This window comes from Pseudomonas sp. Irchel 3F6, from assembly GCF_900187595.1.
GTDB lineage: Bacteria > Pseudomonadota > Gammaproteobacteria > Pseudomonadales > Pseudomonadaceae > Aquipseudomonas > Aquipseudomonas siliginis.
Genome location: NZ_FYDP01000001.1, coordinates 412992 through 429098 on the forward strand (window position 1 = coordinate 412992; position 16107 = coordinate 429098).

Below are 16107 nucleotides of genomic sequence, written 5' to 3' on the forward strand. Positions count from 1 at the left end.
GGTTTCAACCGCTTGCTGTCCGCCACATTGATTGGCGCAAGCGTGACCAGTGTGGCAGCGCCGGTGGAGATGACTGATCGTCGAGAGCGCGGAGAAGCCGCTCTGACGCAGATTACTGGCGGACCTGGTCAGGCAGTGGTTGATTCATTGAAGGATACTGCTCCAGAGCTTGCGGACTGGATTCTGAGTTTTGCCTACGGCGATGTCTTCGCCCGCCCCGGGCTCGATCACTGCACTCGTGAGCTGGCAACCGTTGCGGCACTGACCGCACTGGGCAATGCCCAGCCACAACTGAAAGTGCATATCGGCGGCGCCCTGAACGTCGGGTGCACACCGGAGGCGGTGGTCGATGTGATCTTGCAAATGACCGTATACGCAGGATTTCCCAGCGCCTTGAACGGTATAACGGCTGCGCGTGAAGTCTTTGCTGCTCGCGGGATCAGCGTCAAATCCTAGTTGCGCACGCTGCAGAAACTGCGGGATAAAGCCAGATTCAACCTACCACCCACCCCCCATGCAACTGCACAAACCGCACCTGCAGCCATTCGATAAACACCTGCACCTGCGCCGGCAAATGCGTGCGGCTCGGGTACAAAAGCGTCACTGGCCGAGGCAGCGGGCGCAGCGGTTGCAGAATTTCCACCAGAGCACCGTTAGCCAGATGCTCTGCCACCGCGATACCCGGTGCCTGAATAATGCCGAAGCCCGACACGCCACACTGCACGTAGGCGTTCGACTCGGTGACGGTAATACCTTGGCGGCTGACGTAGGATTTCTGTTTGCCCTCAACTGAAAACTGCCAGGGCAAGGTGCGGTTGTTCTGGCCCGAGAGAAAGTTCACGCCTTGATGGTTCGCCAGATCTCCAAGCGTTTCCGGTGTGCCGTGCTCGCGCAGGTATTCGGGCGCGGCGCAGGTGACCATGGTCGCCAAGGCGATAGGGCGGGCGATCAGGGTTGAGTCGGGCAGCTCGCCGATGCGCAGCGCGCAGTCGATGCCTTCGCCGACCAGATCAACCGCACGATCGGTGACGCCCAGCACCATATCGATGCCGGGGTAGGTGTCGGTGAATTCGCGCAGGCTTTTGATGAATTCCAGCTGCGCGAACGCCGTGGGAATGTCGATGCGCAGGCGGCCGGACAGCGTGGCTCCGGTGCGATCGAACATTGTGGTGGCGGCGGTGATCTCGGCCAGAATTTCCTGGACCCGCTGATAGAAAAGTTCACCCTCGGCGGTGAGTGCGACTTTCCTCGTAGTGCGCTGGAAGAGGCGCACGCCCAGCGATGTTTCCAGTTCCTGAATATAGCGAGTGACCTGCGGCCGGCCGATGTCCAGCGACTCAGCGGCTTTGGTGAAACTGCCCAGCTCCGCCAGTCGGGCGAACAGGCGCATCGATTGCAGTAATTCCATGACTTTTCCGGTGAGCTTCAGTATCTGGATTTGTTGCCTGAGAATAGAACAATCATGTCTGTTTCCAAGCATTTATTGCGCTGATGTAAAAGCCAATCATGGCCCCAAGGCAAGCCCGCTGAGGGTTTGCGGCCAATAATGCATTTGGAGACACATCATGAAAGCGTGGTTACTGAAAGATTTCGGGCTCGACAATCTGCAACTGGGCGAGACGCAAACCCCGCAGCCCAAGGCTGGCGAGCTGCTGGTCAAGGTCGGCGCGGTCTCGCTGAATTTTCGCGACAAGGCCATCGTTGACGGTATCTACGAGCCGCACCTGGTGCCGAAACCGCTGATTCCGGTGAGCGATGCCGCCGGTACCGTAGTTGCAATCGGCGCCGGTGTTACTCGTTTCAAGGTTGGCGACCGCGTCAATTCACATCTGTACTCGCGCTGGTTGGATGGCGAGCCGGGGCCGAACGAGCCGGATTATTGCTTCGGTTCGCCGCTGCCCGGTGGCCTCGCCGAGTACATGATCATTCACGAGGACAGCGCCGTCGGCACGCCGGCCAACATGAGCGATGAAGAGGCGGCGACGCTGCCAATCGCCGCACTCACCGCGTGGTACGCACTGGTGGATTTCGGCGCTATTCAACCGGGGCAGACCGTGTTGGTACAGGGCTCGGGCGGCGTATCGATCTTCGCCGTGCAGATCGCCACCGCGCTGGGCGCCAAAGTCATCGCTACCTCAAGCAGCGATGAAAACCTGCACGCGGTAAAACGTCTGGGCGCGGTCGCCGGTATCAACTACCGCAGCACGCCGAACTGGGCGGACGAGGTGCTGAAACTCACCGAGGGCAAGGGTGTGGACCTGCTGCTCGATGTGGCGGGAGGCAATGGCATCAATCAGTCGGTAGCAGCGACCAAGGCCTCGGGGCGGATAGCGCAGATTGGCTTTCTGACAGGGCAGACCGTCGAGCTGAACCTGATGCCGCTGATCTTCCGCCAGACCACCATTCGCGGCATTGCGGTGGCACCGCGTTCATCGTTCGACCGGATGAACGTGTTCCTCGCCGAGCACGACATTCGCCCGGTGATCGACCATGTCTATCCATTCGAACAGGCGCGTGAGGCCTATGAGCATCTGGCGAAAGGGGCGTTTGGCAAGGTTGTGATCAAGGTGGGCTGATCAGCGGAAACGTCAGACAAACCAAGGCCAGTCAGCTCAACTGACTGGCCTTTTCTTACGTCTGTCTTAGCGCAAATCCTCCGGCTGCATCGTCAGAATAATCTTCCCGACATTCTGCGAAGACTCCATCCGCCGATGGGCATCGGCTGCGCGGGACAGCGGGAAGGTGCTGTCCACCACCGGTTCCAGACTCGCAGCGCCGGCGAAGCGTTTCAGCCAGTGGTCGCGAAAGCGCTGGATCATCGCGTGCTTCTCCGGCTGGGTGCGTGACTTCATCACCGTGCCGATGATTTGCAGGTGCCGGTAGAGGATGTGCTCCAGCTCCACGTCGACCTTGCCGCCGCCGCCAAGAATGCCGACCTGCACCAAGCGGGCACCGTGGGCCAGCGAGGCGATGTTGCGGGCGAAGTAGGGCGCGCCAATGAAATCAATGATCACGTCGACCCCGCGACCTTGGGTTTTGTCGGCGATGACTGCGGCGAAATCCTCGTTTTTGTAGTCGATGGCCACGTCGGCGCCCAGGTGTTCGACGCGCGACAGCTTGCTGCCTTCGGTGGTCGCGTACACCGTGGCGCCTGTGGCGTAGGCCAGTTGCACGGCAGCGGAACCGACGCCACCGGCGGCGGCATGGATCAGCACTGAGTCGCCTGACTTGAGTCGGGCCAGGTGCAGCATCGCTTCGTGGGCGGTGACAAACACTTCGGGAATCGCCGCGGCGTGCACATAGTCGAGCTGCGCCGGAATCGGCATGGCCATGCGGTAGTCGATGCGCGCCAGTTCGGCGTAGGCGCCGCCACCGACCACGCCCATTACCCGGTCGCCGACGGCGAATCCGCTGACCTCGCTGCCGGTCTCGAGCACTTCCCCGGCAATCTCCAGACCGATGATCAACGAGTCGCCGAAGTTCGCATGGCCGTAGCCGCCGGTTCGGTGAGTCAGGTCGGCACGGTTCACGCCGGCCGCATAGACACGCACCAGCAGGTCGGTCGCGCGCACTTCAGGGTTGGGCGCTTCACCGAGTTGCAGCACTTCTGCCGAACCGAATGCTTTCAGGTTGATGGCTTTCATCTCAGCGTTGCTCCGTGTCGGCAAGCGTGGCATTGGCGATGGCCGAGGCGGTGATGGCGCCCGGAAAACCGACGTAAAACGCCAGGTGCGTGATCGCCGCCGCCAACTCTTCATGGCTCACGCCATTGCCGACGGCACGGCGCAGATGCGCGGGTAATTCTTCGCAGTGGCCGCCGGCAATCAGCGCAGCGACAGTGATCAGGCTGCGCTCGCGGGGTGCCAATGCGGGGTCACTCCAGATTTGCGGGTACAGCGTTGAGTCCACGAATTGCGCCAGTTTCGGGGTGAAGGCGCGGGCGGCTTCGCGTGGGCTGCTGAAATCGATAGTCGACATGGAAATCCCCTTAAACCTGGCTGATGAATTTGTTAGTGAGGTAGTGCTCGATGCCTTCGATGCCGCCTTCGGAACCGTGGCCGCTTTCCTTCATGCCGCCGAAGGGCAGTTCGGTGGCGACGATGCGGTACTGGTTGATGCCGATCATTCCGGCTTCCAGGCCATCGGCGACGTCGATCGCGGTGCGCGCATTGGAAGTGAACGCGTAGGCCGAGAGGCCGTAGGGCAGGCGGTTGGCTTCTTGCAGGCCATCGCTCAACTCATCGAAAGGCATCAGTATCGCGATGGGGCCAAAGGGTTCTTCGTGCATGATTCGCGCACTCATCGGCACATCGGCCAATACGGTGGGCTGAAAGAAGAAGCCTGCGCCCGGCAACGCTTCACCGCCGGCCAGCACCCGTGCACCTTTCTCCACGGCGTCGGCGATCAGGTGCTCCATCTTCGCCAGTTGCCGTGGGTTGGCCAGAGGGCCGACCTGGGTTTGCGGATCCATGCCATCGCCGATTTTCAACGCCTGGGTGGCCGCGACGAAGTGCTCGACAAACTCGGCGTAGGCCTCACGCTGGATGAGAAAACGAGTCGAGGAAATGCACACTTGGCCGGTGCCGCGAAAGCGATTGGCGACGCCTTCCACAGCTGCCTTTTCGATGTCGGCGTCGGCAAACACCAGCACCGGGCCGTGGCCGCCCAGTTCCAGAGTGATCGGCTTCACTCCTTCGGCAGCGCGGGCCGACAACAGCCGACCGATTGGCACCGAACCGGTGAACGTCACTTTGCGAATGACCGGTGAGGCAATCAGATGGCTGGATACTTGATCCGGCACACCGAACACCACTTGCAGCACGCCTTTGGGCAAACCGGCATCGTCCAGCGCCCGGGCCAGGGCCAGCGCGGTGGAAGGGCTTTCCTCGCCGGGCTTGAGCACCACACTGCAACCGGCAGCCAGCGCTGCCGAGAGCTTGCGCGCCGGGGTGATGGCCGGGAAATTCCACGGTGTGAACGCTGCGACGGGGCCGATGGCTTGGCGTTTGACCAGTTGCAGTACACCCGGACGATTGGCCGGGACGACACGGCCGTCGATGCGTCGTGCGCTTTCGGCGAACCACTCGAAATATTCCGCCGCACGGGTCACTTCATCGAGGCTTTCGCGCAGTGGCTTGCCTTCTTCCAGTGTCATCTGCGCAGCGATGTGCGGGGCGCGTTCGAGGATCAGGTCGGCGGCGCGCTTGAGGATTTTTGCGCGCTGGTCCGGCACGGTCTGGCGCCATTGGTCGAAGCTCAGTCGAGCGACTTCGAGGGCGTGATCCAGATCGTCTGCGGTGGCGAGTGGCACCTGACCGATTTCTTCGCCGGTTGCCGGGTTGACCACGGCAGCGGTAGCGCGGTCTTGGGCGGTGAGCCATTGACCACCGATGAAGAGATAGAGCGGATCGTAAAGAGTGTTCATGGATGTCGCCTTCATGGTTAAGGATTCATTCGGCGCCTTGTACGCAGTGGTTCAGGCGTCCCGTGGAATCCAGTCTATGGAAGGCGTGCCGTTTGATTTAGCCGGCCACGAGGGAATCATTGTTGTCCCAGAAGGTAATATCGAGCGCAGGGGCGAGCGTGTAGCATCCGTCCTTATCCGCAGTGAGTGGCAGTTCTACAGGACGATCAGGATGGACAAACTTTCAAACATGTCGGTGTACATCAAGGTAGTCGAGATGGGCAGTTTCACTGCCGTGGCCAACCATCTCGACTCCACCGTCGGTAACGTATCGCGTGCGGTCTCGGCGTTGGAAAACGTGCTCGACACCCGCCTGTTGCAACGCTCGACCCGGCGTCTCTCGGTGACCGACGCGGGCCGGCGGTTTTATGAACGCTGCGTGAAGATTCTCGCTGACCTGGAAAGCGCCGAAGCCGAGGCGAGCAATGCCGCCTTGCAACCACGAGGGACGTTACGCGTGCACTGCGTGCCCGGACTGGCGCGGCAACTGGTGACCGGCGCGGTGCTGGAATATCGCCAGGCGTTTCCCGAAGTGACCGTCGATTTGATGCTCTCCCAACGCATGCCCAATCTGCTTGAGGATCAGTTGGACGTGTCCATTCTGATCGCGCGAACGCTGCCGGATTCGGCGTGTGTCAGCCAGAAGATCGGCGTCAGTCACTGTGTACTGGTGGCCTCCCCGGAATACCTGGCGCGGCATGGCGCACCCGAAACGCCGGAGCAGCTTTGCGATCATCAATGCCTGCTGCTCGGTACCGTGGATTACGTGCGCGATGAATGGCAGCTCAAAAGCAAGGCGGGCGATGCGACGTTCATTCCGAGCGGGCCGAGTTTCAGCGTGAACGATATGGACGCAATGGCCGTTGCCATTCGCGAAGGGGCGGGAATTGGTCTGTTGGCAGGCTTCACGGCGATCGACGATTTGCGTGCCGGCAGGCTGGTGCGGGTGCTGCCCGATTACCACACCTACGAGCGCAATGTTTACGCGGTCTACACGTCTCGCCAGTTTGTCGATGCGAAGATCACGCGATTCATCGATACCTTGAAAACCCGGGTCGGCGCGCAGTTGGCGAGCACTGCTCAGGCGCTTATCGATTGAAGCGGTGAAGCATTTGCGTCTCAGCGAGCCAACTCTGAGACGCAATGGGTGTGCGAGGTATTGGCCCGATCAACCGTTGCTGCAGCCGCTGCCCATGACCTCGTATTGCAGGATGTGCTGTTTGCCTTGGGAATCCTGATAAGTCATGTGCACCGGCACTACAGCGCAGACATCCGGCACGGGATCTTCCGAGATGATTTTGGCGACGTCGAGGTGACTGGCGTAGGTGTATTGCTCGACGGGTGGCGTGGTAGTCGAGTCCTGAGCCATGACCACCGAGCTGAAGCCGAAGAGTGCGAGGACGAGCATTGAGACTTTCATGGAAGATGTTCCTTTGCTGAAGTTGAGTGTGCTGCTGGAACAAACTCTATGCGGCGGCTGGCGGGGGAAACAGGCGCGGATCGGGTAAAGACTGTTTACGGTTTGAGCCACAATCGGCATGTGGTGAACGGGCGCGCGGGGTTCAGCGCAAACAAAAAAGGCGCCGGTGAGGGCGCCTTTTTGCTTATCTCGGTTTTTTACGGCTCGCCATGCAATCGGCAGCTACGAAAGCGCGGGGCCGATTTCAGCGGATTTCGCTGAGTGGCTCGTCACTCGTGCCGAAATCCACTTCCGGCTGTAAGCCAGCACATGGTCAGCAGTGGCCGTGGGGAAGTGGATGAAGCCATGCGGACATTCCGGCAGCACGTACATCTCCACCGGCGCCGCGTGTTGCCAGCGTTCAGCGATCAGCCGCGTGTCATCCAGCAGCGGATCGAGGTCGCCGGCAAACAGCAGCGCTGGTGGCAGTCCGCTGAAATTGCCGTACAGCGGCGACAGCGGTGGCTGGCGTCGTTGTTCGTCGCTGATGTCCGGCGTGAGCAGGCGCAACGCGTCGACCATGCCGGGGCCATCGAGCACCAGAGTATCGGCGGGTGCGGTGCGCACGCTGGGTGTGCCGGTCAGGTCGTAGACGCCGTAATACAGCAGCGCGCCGCAGATCCGTTGCAGCAGTTGCGGCGAAGGTTTGAGCGCGAGCAGGGTGGCCGCCGCCAGATGCCCACCGGCCGATTCACCGACGACGACTACGGGCAATCCGGCAAATTCAGCATCGTTCAAGATGCCGCGAGTGGCCCGTAGACAGTCGTCCAGCAAGCCCTCGATTGGCGTCGACACGGCCAGCCGATAATCAACCGACACTACCGCCACGTCGCAGGTGTTGACGATGGCGATGTTGAAGTTGTCGTTCATCTGCGCATTGCCGATCACCCAGCCGCCACCATGGAAATCCAGCACCACGCCTTTGGCTTTGCTCTTGGGGCGAATGATGCGTACGGGCGCCGTGTCGATGATCTTGCATTCGGCGGTCAGCCCATGCTGGCGTAGCTTGCCGCCGCCGCCGAGCTGACCCGCCCGCAGCAACGCCTGAATCAGCCGTGGGGTGAGGCGATTGCGAATCTTGAAACGCGGCAGCCAGGCGAGCTTTTTGTTGAACGCGCGAACCTGCGCCAGCTCGCGCTCGCCGTGCGGCCATGGGAAGTCGCTCAAAGGCGATTCTTCATCAGGATCGAGCAGTTCAGCGCCGCCGCAACGCACAGCCACGCCAGGTACGGGAACAGAATCAGCCCGGTGACCACGTCCAGTTGCAGTGCGAGTACCACCATCACGGCGACCACCACCCACAGGACTGCCAGAATCACCATCGCCGCGAGCACCTGATGCGCGCCGAAGAACACCGGCGTCCACAGCGTGTTCAGGGCGATTTGCGCAGCCCACAAGGCCAGCACCGTTTGGCTGCCGGGGATCAAGCTCAAGCGATAACCGGCCCAGGCCAGCAGCAGGTAGATGATCGTCCACGCTACGGGAAAGGCCCAGTTCGGCGGGGTGAAAGAGGGTTTGGTCAGCGATTCGTACCACGGACCAGGTTTGAACATCACGCCAGTGGTTGCCGCCGCTGCGCAGGCCAAAAGGAAGATGAAAAAGGTCATTGCCAGTCCTTAGCTGTGATCAGCTGTTATGGAGAGTTAAGAAGAGGACGCTTCGCTGCGCAAAAAGTTTGTTTGCAAACGCAAAATGGCAGTCAGGTTGAACTAAAAGCTGACCTTCGCGTCAGGATAAACAGTGCCTTTTCCCACCGACGCGGACGACATCATGTACACCTATCACATCGAATACCGATTCAACGGCGAACCTCGTACTTATCTGCTCGAACTCAAGGAAGCGCAACTGGCCGAGCACGACGCGGCGATGCATCTGCTGGAACTGCATCTGGGCGACGCCGAAAACAGCCTGGTCATGCCCACGGCGGATTCGACGCCAGAGCAGATTCTCGAGCAGGCCGAGCGGGTAGGGATTACGCATATCCGGGTGGTCAGCCGGACCAATTGACCTTCGGATGCGGCGCAGGCGTTAGCAGAATGTGCTCTGGATTCAGGCCATGCGCCGCAATACCAGCACCATCCCCGCGCCCACGAGGCCCATGCAGGCGATCAGCACGGGAAAGGACATCCACCACGGAACGCCGGAAGTCATCATGCTGAACTCCGACATGCCACCGATGCTGGCGATCAGGTTCAAGGGAAGGAATACGACGTTGATCAGCGTCAGCTTGCGCAGGGCCCGGTTCATGCTGTTGTTGGCAAGATTGCCGTGGGATTCGATGAGGTTGGCGAACACCTTGGCGTGAATTCTGGCCTGCTGGAAGCTTTGTTCGTTTTCCACGATCAGATCGTTCAGCGCAGCCAGCTGACCGTCGCTGAAGCCCTGACGCTGACCGTGGTTGCGCAGCAGCGTCAGCACCGCTCCGTTACTTTGAATCGCGTTGACGTAGTACACGAGGCTTTCGCTCAGGTTGTACATCTGCGCCAATTGCTGATTGTCCATCGCCCGGGTGAACTGCTGCTGAATCTCCCGAGCGATCTGTTTGACCACGCGCAAATGCCCGAGATAGTGATGAACGCTTTCAGCGAGTAACGCCATCAGCACGTCCAGCGGCCCGGTCATTTGCGCATCGTGCTCAAGGCCGGAGAGCAATGAGTTGCTCGCGCAAATGACCACCAAGCGTTTTTCGCTCAGCACCACTCCGAAGGACGAAACGTTGAATGCGCGCCCGTCGAAGCTTTCCGGGCGCTTCCAGATCATAAACAGGTGATCAGGCTTGACCTCGATGCGGGCCACTTCATCAGGGTCCAGGGACGACTCTATCGCTTGTGCGCCGATGCCCAGGCGTCTGTGCAAATCCAGTTGCTCGGCTGCGTCCGGGGCGACACACAGCCAGACAGTCGCCTGTTCTCCAGATGTCCTGTGCAGGGCGCCGCAATCAATGCAATAGCCTTCAATCATTGCTCACCACGCTTGGCCACGGTGTTTGAGCTCGAGCCTTTGGGTAAAAGCCTGCAATACGCGCCGGTACAATTCGTCGCCCAGCACCGCGTCTTCGATGCCGGCATCGAGGTTGGGGTTGTCGTTGACTTCGATCACCAGCACCCGATCGCCCGCCTGCTTGAGGTCGACGCCGTAGAGGCCGTCGCCAATCAGCCGGGCAGTCTGTACGGCGAGCTGCACGACTGCGGGCGGCGCTTGCTCGACGGGCACCGCCTCGCACATTCCGTTGATCTCGCCGGGCAGCGCCTTGTGGTTGTAAATCTGCCAATGCCCCTTGGACATGAAGTATCGGCAGGCATACAGCGCTTCGCCATTGAGCACGCCGACGCGCCAATCGTACTCGGTGTAGCAATACTCCTGCGCCAGCAACAGCACCGAGTGTTCGAATAACTCCTGCGCGGCAGTGGCCAGCGCTTGTGCATCGGCGACCTTGATCACACCCCGTGAAAAACAGCCATCGGGGATTTTCAATACCAAGGGAAAACCGAGGCGACGCCCTGCGTTTTCGAGCTCCTGCGGTCGGTCTTTGTAAAGTATTTCCGTTGCCGGCATGCCCAGCCCGCGACGCTTCAGCAAATCGGCCAGATAAACCTTGTTGGTGCAGCGCAGGATCGACGACGGATCGTCAATCACCACAAGGCCTTCGCTTTCGGCCTTCTTGGCGAACCGATAGGTGTGATCATCCACTCGCGTTGTTTCGCGGATGAACAGCGCATCGAATTCGGCGAGACGTGCGTAGTCCTTTTTCTCGATCAGCTCGACATCGATACCCAGCTGTTCGCCCGCAGCGATGAAACGCTGCAATGCCTCGGGATTAGAAGGCGGCAGGGCTTCGTCAGGATCATGGAGGATGGCCAGGTCGTAGCGGGCCACACGTTTGGAGGCCGGCTGACGCCACGTTCTGCGATTGAAGGCATCCAGTGCGTCAGCGAAGACATGCTGCTGTTCGTCGCGAAGTTTGTGCAGTGCACCGGCTTTGATGCCTGCGATCTGCCAGGTCTCACCACGGCGGAATTCCACCAGCAGGATAGGGCAGGGGAACGCCTCGAACAGCTGACGGCCGATCTCTTGCAGCGGCTCGATCGAGGCCTTGCCGAAGTACAACGACAGCGTGAAAGCCTCGGTTTCGCCGTACGGGTGGTTGGCCAGCGCCCGCTCCAGGGTGCGTTGCAGATCATTCAGCCCGACCCCGTAAAGCGCTTTGCGCGCCAGCTCGCTGACGGTGCGCACCGAGGGAAAAACCTTATGTCCGCGCGCCTCGGCCAGCAATGAGCAGTAATAGCCCTGACCGAGGTATTTGTAATTGCGGCAGAGGTTGATGACTTGGGTGCGATGAGGAAAATCGTCGCTGTGTTCAAGGTAATCCTGAGCGAGCATCAGGCTCTCGCTGGGCAGGTAATCGGCCCAGTCATCCTTGCGTTCGACCAGTATGAGCAATCGACTTCCCGAGGGCTTGATACTGGGAGGTTCCTCGCTGAGGGAGATTGTCGAATGCTCGGTTTTGTCTAATACTTCGTTCACGTTGGCTTGCACCGCTGACATGAGTAATGAATCCCTGTTGAAGAAGACGCCGCTTCAATAAATCACGGGCCTTTCGGTCTGTCCCGGTTCGTTACTCAAACTTTACGGTGCGGTCATGTCTTTTGATTTTCGCTTTGCATCCATGGACGATATCGACGATCTGGTCGAATTGGAGCGGATGTGTTTTACCCTCGACCGGTTGAATCAGCGCAACTTCAGCTGGATGCTCAGTCGAGCGAATGCCGCGCTGATTGTCGTCACCTCGGGCGCAACACTTTGCGGTTACGCGCTGGTGCTTTTTCACCGTGGCACCTCACTTGGACGCCTGTATTCGATTGCGGTCAGCCCCGCCTGGCGCGGGCATGAGCTTGGCCAGCGTCTGCTGGAAAAGGCCCAGGCCTGCGCATTGGCGCGCAACTGCGCATGGCTGCGTCTGGAGGTGCGCGCTGACAACAGCGCTGCCATCCGCCTCTACGAAGCCAACGGCTATCAACGCTTTGCCAGTGTCGAGGACTACTACGAGGACCACTGCGAGGCGTTGCGCTACGAGAAACGCATCCTGCGCGAAACACCTGCCCCCGCCCGGCAAGTGCCGTATTACCAGCAGACCACCGAGTTCACCTGCGGCGCCGCGTGCCTGCTGATGGCGATGTCTGCCATCGATCCGACCCGTGCCATGACCCGAGCGGAGGAAATCCAGCTATGGCGCGAGGCGACCACCATTTTCATGACGGCGGGGCACGGTGGCTGCAGTCCTCAGGGCCTCGCACTGGCGGCCTGGCGGCGCGGCTTCGATGTGCGCCTTGAGGTCAGTCACCCGGGCTCGCTTTTTCTTCACGGCGTACGCAGCACGGAGAAGAAGTCGATCATGAAACTGGTCGAGGACGGGTTTGCCCAGGAACTGGCTGCCACGCAAGTCGAGCAGGTTCTGGGTGATTATCTGCAGATCGGCGCTGCGTTGGCGGCCGGATACAAACCGCTGGTGCTGATCAGCAGCTACCGATTCACCCGCTTGAAAGCGCCGCATTGGGTCATCATCACCGGGTGTGACGAGGACTTCGTCTACTTGCATGATCCTGATGTCGACCACAGCAAACTCAAGCGCGGCCTGGACTGCCAGCACTTGCCGGTCAGTCACCAGGAATTTCTGCGCATGACGGTGTTTGGTGTACAGCGGGTTCGCGCAGCCGTGATGCTGCGCTCCCGTTGAAGAGGGGTGGCTAGGCGCCGAGCACTTCCTCGCCGATACAGTAGCGATCCCTGCCTTTCTGCTTCGCGGCATAAAGCATTTTGTCAGCCGACTCGATAAGAGTGGCGGGGGTCACTTCATGTTCGGCCGGTTTGCCAACCGCAATACCTGCACTGGCGGTGACGTGACCCAGCGGATGGGCTCTGTGCTCCATCCGCAAGGATCGAATGGCCTCAAGAATTTCCTCAGCCACAAGCGCCGCCCCGCGAATATCGGTGTTGGGCAGCAACACGGAAAACTCCTCGCCGCCATAGCGCACAGCCAGATCACCCGGTCGCTTTACCGCCTGCGCAATCGCCTGCCCGACTGCGCTCAGGCAATCATCACCTGCCGCGTGCCCGTAGCTGTCGTTGTAGAGCTTGAAGTGATCGACATCGATCATGATCAGTGAGATCGACGAACCCTGGCGTCTGGCCAGACGAATTTCGTCAATCAAGGCAGTGTCCAGTCGCCGACGGTTGGCCAGCCCGGTCAGGCTGTCGGTCAAGGCCATGTCCTTCATGGCCTGGTGTGCCTTGCGCAAATCCTTTTCCATCACCATCCGTTGGCGCAGTTGCCTCAAGACGATCAGTCCGAAGACCGTGAACGCGGTGATCACCGACATCAACACAAAGCCGGTTTTGATCAGGTCCCAGCGCCACGGCGCAATGATCGATTCGCGGGACAGTCCGGTTTCGACTACCAACGGATAGGTGCTCAAAGCTCTGTAACCGTACAGACGCTGGGTGCCGTCGACGACGGCTCGGACCTCGGCGATCCCTTGATTGGAAAACGGCAGGTAGTTCTTGAACACCTCGCTGTCGGCGAGGCTCTGACCGATTACCGAAGCGATGAAAGGACGACGCACGAGAATGGTTCCATTGCGCAACGCCAGCACCAGTGCACCCTTGTCGTCGATCTTGAAATCGCCGTAATAGTCGACGAAATAACTGACCTTGATCGTCCCCAGCAGCACGCCGGCGAAGGAGCCGTCCGGGTTATTCAAGCGGCGGGAAATCGGAATGATCAGGTCGTCCGTGGATTTGCTTTTGACGACATCACCGATACGCACGTTTCGATCGGTGTTGGCGCGGTGATACTGGAAGTAGTCGCGATCGGCATTGTTCGCCGGGTCCGGGATCATTTCCTTGTCGGTGACGATCCATTTGCCGTCCGGGCCGTAGATAAACAGTCCATGCAACTGCGGCATCAATTTGGCCTGCTGCACCAGCAAGTTGTGGATGCGCGGTACGTCGATGTTCTGCAGACCGTCGCCTTCGACGCGCTCGCCCAGGGCGGCGGTCAACACATCGACCTGGCGGATGGCGTCTTCGGCGTGTTGCGCGGTTGCCCGCGCGAGGTTGGTGACCGAATCACGCGCCGACGAGAAGGCTGCATGATAGTCACGCCAGGTTCGCCATCCCTCCACGCCGAGAAACGCCAGAATGACCGTCAGCATGAAGATGACTGTCAGGCGGAAAGCGGCTATCTCGCTGGCAGCTTTGATGGGAGCGGTTTCTGCGGCGTCATGCCCCTTGGTTTTGGGCATCTTACGACCGAGCATTTGAGGGTCCTTATGCTTGTCATCTCTCATCTCTTGAAAGATGACCATCCTTTTCCATCTGGAATTCAATTTACTGCCTTGGCCAGGCGGTCGCGATTGGATCGTTCAAAGCCGTGCCGGGTCAACATCTGTAATTGAAACGCGCCTTGAGGTGAGACTTGTGAGCGAAATCATCACGGCCGGTGAATTGAACATCGACCTGCGCAATGCCAACGAAACCGGCCTGTTCAAATGGCTGCTGGCGAGTTTTCTGATGGGCAAAAGGATTCAGGGCGCCATTGCCGCCAAGGCGTATCAAGTCATAGTAGAGCAGCATCACCAAGACACCCCGCAAAAGCTCGCGCAGTGTACGCACCGTCAACTGGTGTCGATGCTGGGGCAGGCGCGTTACGTGCGCTACGACGAAAGCACGGCGTCGCGACTACTCGCGCTGGCCTACAAGCTCAACAGCGAGTACGCCGGTAAGGTCAGTAACATCGTGGCCGCGAGCGCGGACCGTAAGGCGCTGGAGAAGCGCCTGTCCGAGTTCGAGGGGATAGGGCCGAAGACCGTCGAGATCTTCATGAGGGAAGCTGCGTCGGTACTTTTCTGAACGCCCGGTTCTGCATTGAAGACGGTGGCAACACTCGGCTCACAGAGCAGCAAGTCTTCCCGCCAGTTCGCGGTCAATGGATGGCTGCCACCTCCGATTGCTGGACTGTGGCTTGATCGGCAAAATTATTCGGGAGAAGGGTGCCCAAGCCGAATACATTCACCGCCATGCTGACTTTCAATCCTCGACAGGCCTGTTTGCAGTCCAGCTCAAAACCGGCGTATGCGTGCTCCATCAAACGTTGAAAATGTTCAGAGGTCAGTGCCAGGACTTTGCTGCTTTTCATGTGGTTTTCCTTGAGCAAGTGGCGACCCCGGTCCGGGGCCGCCGGACGGGTTTAGACATCTTTGCCTTGTACATAACCGGAGCCCAGATCAGCACCGGTCACCGGCTCGCTGAGTGGGTCAGAGGCTGTACGAGTCTTCATCGCTTCCAGCACCTGTTCGTCTTCAGCCGGAAGGGTGACGGTCGCCAGACCATCGCCGCCGTCGACTGCCGGCTCTGGGTTTTCCACGTACTCCCACGCGCCGCCCTCGTTCCACGGACCGCGCACGTTGGGCTCGCCAGACATATTGAAGTACTTGTTGGTGAACTCCGGCATCCCCGGCAGCTTGCCCTGCGGAAAGTTCGGCTGGATCGAATGCAGGGCTTTTTCGAAGGACTGTTGATGGGCGATTTCCCGCGTCATCAAGAAGCCAAGCGCCTCTTTGACGCCCGGATCATCGGTGATGTTGATCAATCGTTCGTAGAGGATTTTCGCCCGCGCTTCGGCTGCGATGTTCGAACGAAAGTCGGCAGTAGGCTCGGTGATCGAATCCACATACGCCGCTGTCCACGGTACGCCAGCGGAATTGACCAGAGGCGCGCCTGCGCCGTAAAGCAGGCTGGTGATGTGCGAGTCATTACCGGCGCCATTCAGCGCGCGGTACAGCTCGCCTTCCTCTTGAACGCCCTCGGCGAGTTGACCCTTGGCACCTCTGTTGAGCATGACGATGATCGAGCCGACCACCTCCAGATGGCTCAATTCTTCGGTGGCAATGTCCAGCAGAAGGTCTTTGCGCCCCGGATCTTCCTCGGCCAAGGCTTGGGTGAAATAGCGCGCTGCTGCGGCCAGTTCGCCATTGGCGCCCCCGAATTGTTCCAACAACAGATTGGCCAGACCAGGGTTGGGCTCGGCCACGCGAACGGTGTACTGAAGTCGCTTGTTATGTATGAACATTCAAATTTTCCTCAGACCAGGCTATCGCGCTTTTGCCCTGATGGGCGTTAGCGCATG

Annotated in this window: 18 protein-coding genes; 6 read left to right on the forward strand and 12 right to left on the reverse strand. The window is 59.8% G+C overall.

The features are described from left to right. The first annotated feature begins 63 nt into the window (after positions 1 to 63). Positions 64 to 456 carry a carboxymuconolactone decarboxylase family protein gene (locus CKW30_RS01860; protein WP_371857522.1) on the forward strand — a complete coding sequence of 131 codons (393 nt, stop codon included), beginning with the start codon at positions 64 to 66 and terminating at the stop codon, positions 454 to 456. A gap of 37 nt (positions 457 to 493) precedes the next feature. Here the strand turns inward: CKW30_RS01860 and CKW30_RS01865 are convergent, their stop codons facing one another. Continuing rightward, positions 494 to 1408, reverse strand: coding sequence for a LysR family transcriptional regulator (locus CKW30_RS01865; protein ID WP_056784938.1), 915 nt, complete (start codon positions 1406 to 1408; stop codon positions 494 to 496). Positions 1409 to 1565: 157 nt separating this feature from the next. On the opposite strand from CKW30_RS01865, the gene CKW30_RS01870 reads away from it, so the two are divergent. Next, the gene (locus tag CKW30_RS01870) at positions 1566 to 2576 is read left to right on the forward strand and encodes an NAD(P)-dependent alcohol dehydrogenase (RefSeq protein ID WP_095179656.1); all 1011 of its coding nucleotides are present in this window, start codon (positions 1566 to 1568) and stop codon (positions 2574 to 2576) included. A gap of 66 nt (positions 2577 to 2642) precedes the next feature. Here CKW30_RS01870 and CKW30_RS01875 read toward each other — a convergent pair whose 3' ends face one another. From CKW30_RS01875 to CKW30_RS01885, 3 genes are read right to left on the reverse strand one after another with little or no spacing between them, the layout of a single operon-like run. Next, positions 2643 to 3644 carry an NAD(P)H-quinone oxidoreductase gene (locus tag CKW30_RS01875; RefSeq protein ID WP_095179657.1) on the reverse strand — a complete coding sequence of 334 codons (1002 nt, stop codon included), beginning with the start codon at positions 3642 to 3644 and terminating at the stop codon, positions 2643 to 2645. A gap of 1 nt (position 3645) precedes the next feature. Next, positions 3646 to 3978, reverse strand: a complete 333-nt coding sequence (locus CKW30_RS01880; RefSeq protein WP_095179658.1) for a carboxymuconolactone decarboxylase family protein — start codon at positions 3976 to 3978, stop codon at positions 3646 to 3648. 10 nt (positions 3979 to 3988) lie between these two features. After that, a complete protein-coding gene (locus CKW30_RS01885) occupies positions 3989 to 5425 on the reverse strand; it encodes an NAD-dependent succinate-semialdehyde dehydrogenase (RefSeq protein WP_095179659.1) in 1437 nt (478 codons plus the stop codon). 211 nt (positions 5426 to 5636) lie between these two features. On the opposite strand from CKW30_RS01885, the gene CKW30_RS01890 reads away from it, so the two are divergent. Next, entirely contained in the window at positions 5637 to 6563 is a 927-nt protein-coding gene (locus tag CKW30_RS01890) for a LysR family transcriptional regulator (protein ID WP_095179660.1), read from the forward strand. A 69-nt stretch (positions 6564 to 6632) separates the two neighbouring features. Here CKW30_RS01890 and CKW30_RS01895 read toward each other — a convergent pair whose 3' ends face one another. The 3 genes from CKW30_RS01895 to CKW30_RS01905 all read right to left on the reverse strand — a co-directional run bounded on the left by CKW30_RS01895 (position 6633) and on the right by CKW30_RS01905 (position 8530). Beyond that, positions 6633 to 6884, reverse strand: a complete 252-nt coding sequence (locus CKW30_RS01895; RefSeq protein ID WP_039758903.1) for a DUF2790 domain-containing protein — start codon at positions 6882 to 6884, stop codon at positions 6633 to 6635. A 222-nt stretch (positions 6885 to 7106) separates the two neighbouring features. After that, positions 7107 to 8090, reverse strand: a complete 984-nt coding sequence (locus tag CKW30_RS01900) for an alpha/beta hydrolase fold domain-containing protein (protein WP_095179661.1) — start codon at positions 8088 to 8090, stop codon at positions 7107 to 7109. Further along, positions 8087 to 8530, reverse strand: coding sequence for a TspO/MBR family protein (locus CKW30_RS01905; RefSeq protein WP_095179662.1), 444 nt, complete (start codon positions 8528 to 8530; stop codon positions 8087 to 8089). The genes CKW30_RS01900 and CKW30_RS01905 overlap by 4 nt, the downstream gene beginning before the upstream one ends. A 133-nt stretch (positions 8531 to 8663) precedes the next feature. Here CKW30_RS01905 and CKW30_RS01910 point away from each other — a divergent pair, with 133 nt between their 5' ends. Next, positions 8664 to 8930, forward strand: coding sequence for a hypothetical protein (locus tag CKW30_RS01910; protein WP_038861562.1), 267 nt, complete (start codon positions 8664 to 8666; stop codon positions 8928 to 8930). Between the two features lie 42 nt (positions 8931 to 8972). Here the strand turns inward: CKW30_RS01910 and CKW30_RS01915 are convergent, their stop codons facing one another. Together CKW30_RS01915 and CKW30_RS01920 are read right to left on the reverse strand one after the other, a co-directional pair. Beyond that, on the reverse strand, positions 8973 to 9884 hold the full coding sequence (locus CKW30_RS01915) for a magnesium transporter CorA family protein (RefSeq protein WP_095179663.1): 912 nt from the start codon (positions 9882 to 9884) through the stop codon (positions 8973 to 8975). Between the two features lie 3 nt (positions 9885 to 9887). After that, positions 9888 to 11468, reverse strand: coding sequence for a RimK family protein (locus CKW30_RS01920; protein ID WP_095179664.1), 1581 nt, complete (start codon positions 11466 to 11468; stop codon positions 9888 to 9890). Between the two features lie 94 nt (positions 11469 to 11562). On the opposite strand from CKW30_RS01920, the gene CKW30_RS01925 reads away from it, so the two are divergent. Beyond that, the gene (locus CKW30_RS01925; RefSeq protein ID WP_095179665.1) at positions 11563 to 12657 is read left to right on the forward strand and encodes a GNAT family N-acetyltransferase/peptidase C39 family protein; all 1095 of its coding nucleotides are present in this window, start codon (positions 11563 to 11565) and stop codon (positions 12655 to 12657) included. Between the two features lie 10 nt (positions 12658 to 12667). On the opposite strand, the gene CKW30_RS01930 is transcribed toward CKW30_RS01925, so the two are convergent. Beyond that, positions 12668 to 14239 (reverse strand): sensor domain-containing diguanylate cyclase, encoded by a 1572-nt coding sequence (locus CKW30_RS01930; RefSeq protein WP_095179666.1) that lies wholly within the window; start codon positions 14237 to 14239, stop codon positions 12668 to 12670. A gap of 160 nt (positions 14240 to 14399) precedes the next feature. Between CKW30_RS01930 and CKW30_RS01935 the strand changes: the two genes are divergently transcribed. Then, positions 14400 to 14831 carry a DNA methylase gene (locus CKW30_RS01935; protein WP_095179667.1) on the forward strand — a complete coding sequence of 144 codons (432 nt, stop codon included), beginning with the start codon at positions 14400 to 14402 and terminating at the stop codon, positions 14829 to 14831. A 73-nt stretch (positions 14832 to 14904) separates the two neighbouring features. On the opposite strand, the gene CKW30_RS01940 is transcribed toward CKW30_RS01935, so the two are convergent. Together CKW30_RS01940 and CKW30_RS01945 are read right to left on the reverse strand one after the other, a co-directional pair. Next, positions 14905 to 15117, reverse strand: coding sequence for a hypothetical protein (locus tag CKW30_RS01940; RefSeq protein WP_095179668.1), 213 nt, complete (start codon positions 15115 to 15117; stop codon positions 14905 to 14907). Positions 15118 to 15168: 51 nt separating this feature from the next. Continuing rightward, positions 15169 to 16050: a manganese catalase family protein gene (locus CKW30_RS01945; protein WP_071171961.1), complete on the reverse strand. Its 882-nt coding sequence runs from the start codon at positions 16048 to 16050 to the stop codon at positions 15169 to 15171. Positions 16051 to 16107 lie beyond the last annotated feature (57 nt).

Excerpts from the sequence above, each read along its gene's own strand:
- CKW30_RS01865 (WP_056784938.1), bottom strand. The coding sequence starts at position 1,408 with ATGGAATTACTGCAATCGATGCGCCTGTTCGCCCGACTGGCGGAGCTG.
- CKW30_RS01870 (WP_095179656.1), top strand. The coding sequence starts at position 1,566 with ATGAAAGCGTGGTTACTGAAAGATTTCGGGCTCGACAATCTGCAACTG.
- CKW30_RS01875 (WP_095179657.1), bottom strand. The coding sequence starts at position 3,644 with ATGAAAGCCATCAACCTGAAAGCATTCGGTTCGGCAGAAGTGCTGCAA.
- CKW30_RS01880 (WP_095179658.1), bottom strand. The coding sequence starts at position 3,978 with ATGTCGACTATCGATTTCAGCAGCCCACGCGAAGCCGCCCGCGCCTTC.
- CKW30_RS01885 (WP_095179659.1), bottom strand. The coding sequence starts at position 5,425 with ATGAACACTCTTTACGATCCGCTCTATCTCTTCATCGGTGGTCAATGG.
- CKW30_RS01890 (WP_095179660.1), top strand. The coding sequence starts at position 5,637 with ATGGACAAACTTTCAAACATGTCGGTGTACATCAAGGTAGTCGAGATG.
- CKW30_RS01895 (WP_039758903.1), bottom strand. The coding sequence starts at position 6,884 with ATGAAAGTCTCAATGCTCGTCCTCGCACTCTTCGGCTTCAGCTCGGTG.
- CKW30_RS01905 (WP_095179662.1), bottom strand. The coding sequence starts at position 8,530 with ATGACCTTTTTCATCTTCCTTTTGGCCTGCGCAGCGGCGGCAACCACT.
- CKW30_RS01915 (WP_095179663.1), bottom strand. The coding sequence starts at position 9,884 with ATGATTGAAGGCTATTGCATTGATTGCGGCGCCCTGCACAGGACATCT.
- CKW30_RS01920 (WP_095179664.1), bottom strand. The coding sequence starts at position 11,468 with ATGTCAGCGGTGCAAGCCAACGTGAACGAAGTATTAGACAAAACCGAG.
- CKW30_RS01925 (WP_095179665.1), top strand. The coding sequence starts at position 11,563 with ATGTCTTTTGATTTTCGCTTTGCATCCATGGACGATATCGACGATCTG.
- CKW30_RS01930 (WP_095179666.1), bottom strand. The coding sequence starts at position 14,239 with ATGCTCGGTCGTAAGATGCCCAAAACCAAGGGGCATGACGCCGCAGAA.
- CKW30_RS01940 (WP_095179668.1), bottom strand. The coding sequence starts at position 15,117 with ATGAAAAGCAGCAAAGTCCTGGCACTGACCTCTGAACATTTTCAACGT.
- CKW30_RS01945 (WP_071171961.1), bottom strand. The coding sequence starts at position 16,050 with ATGTTCATACATAACAAGCGACTTCAGTACACCGTTCGCGTGGCCGAG.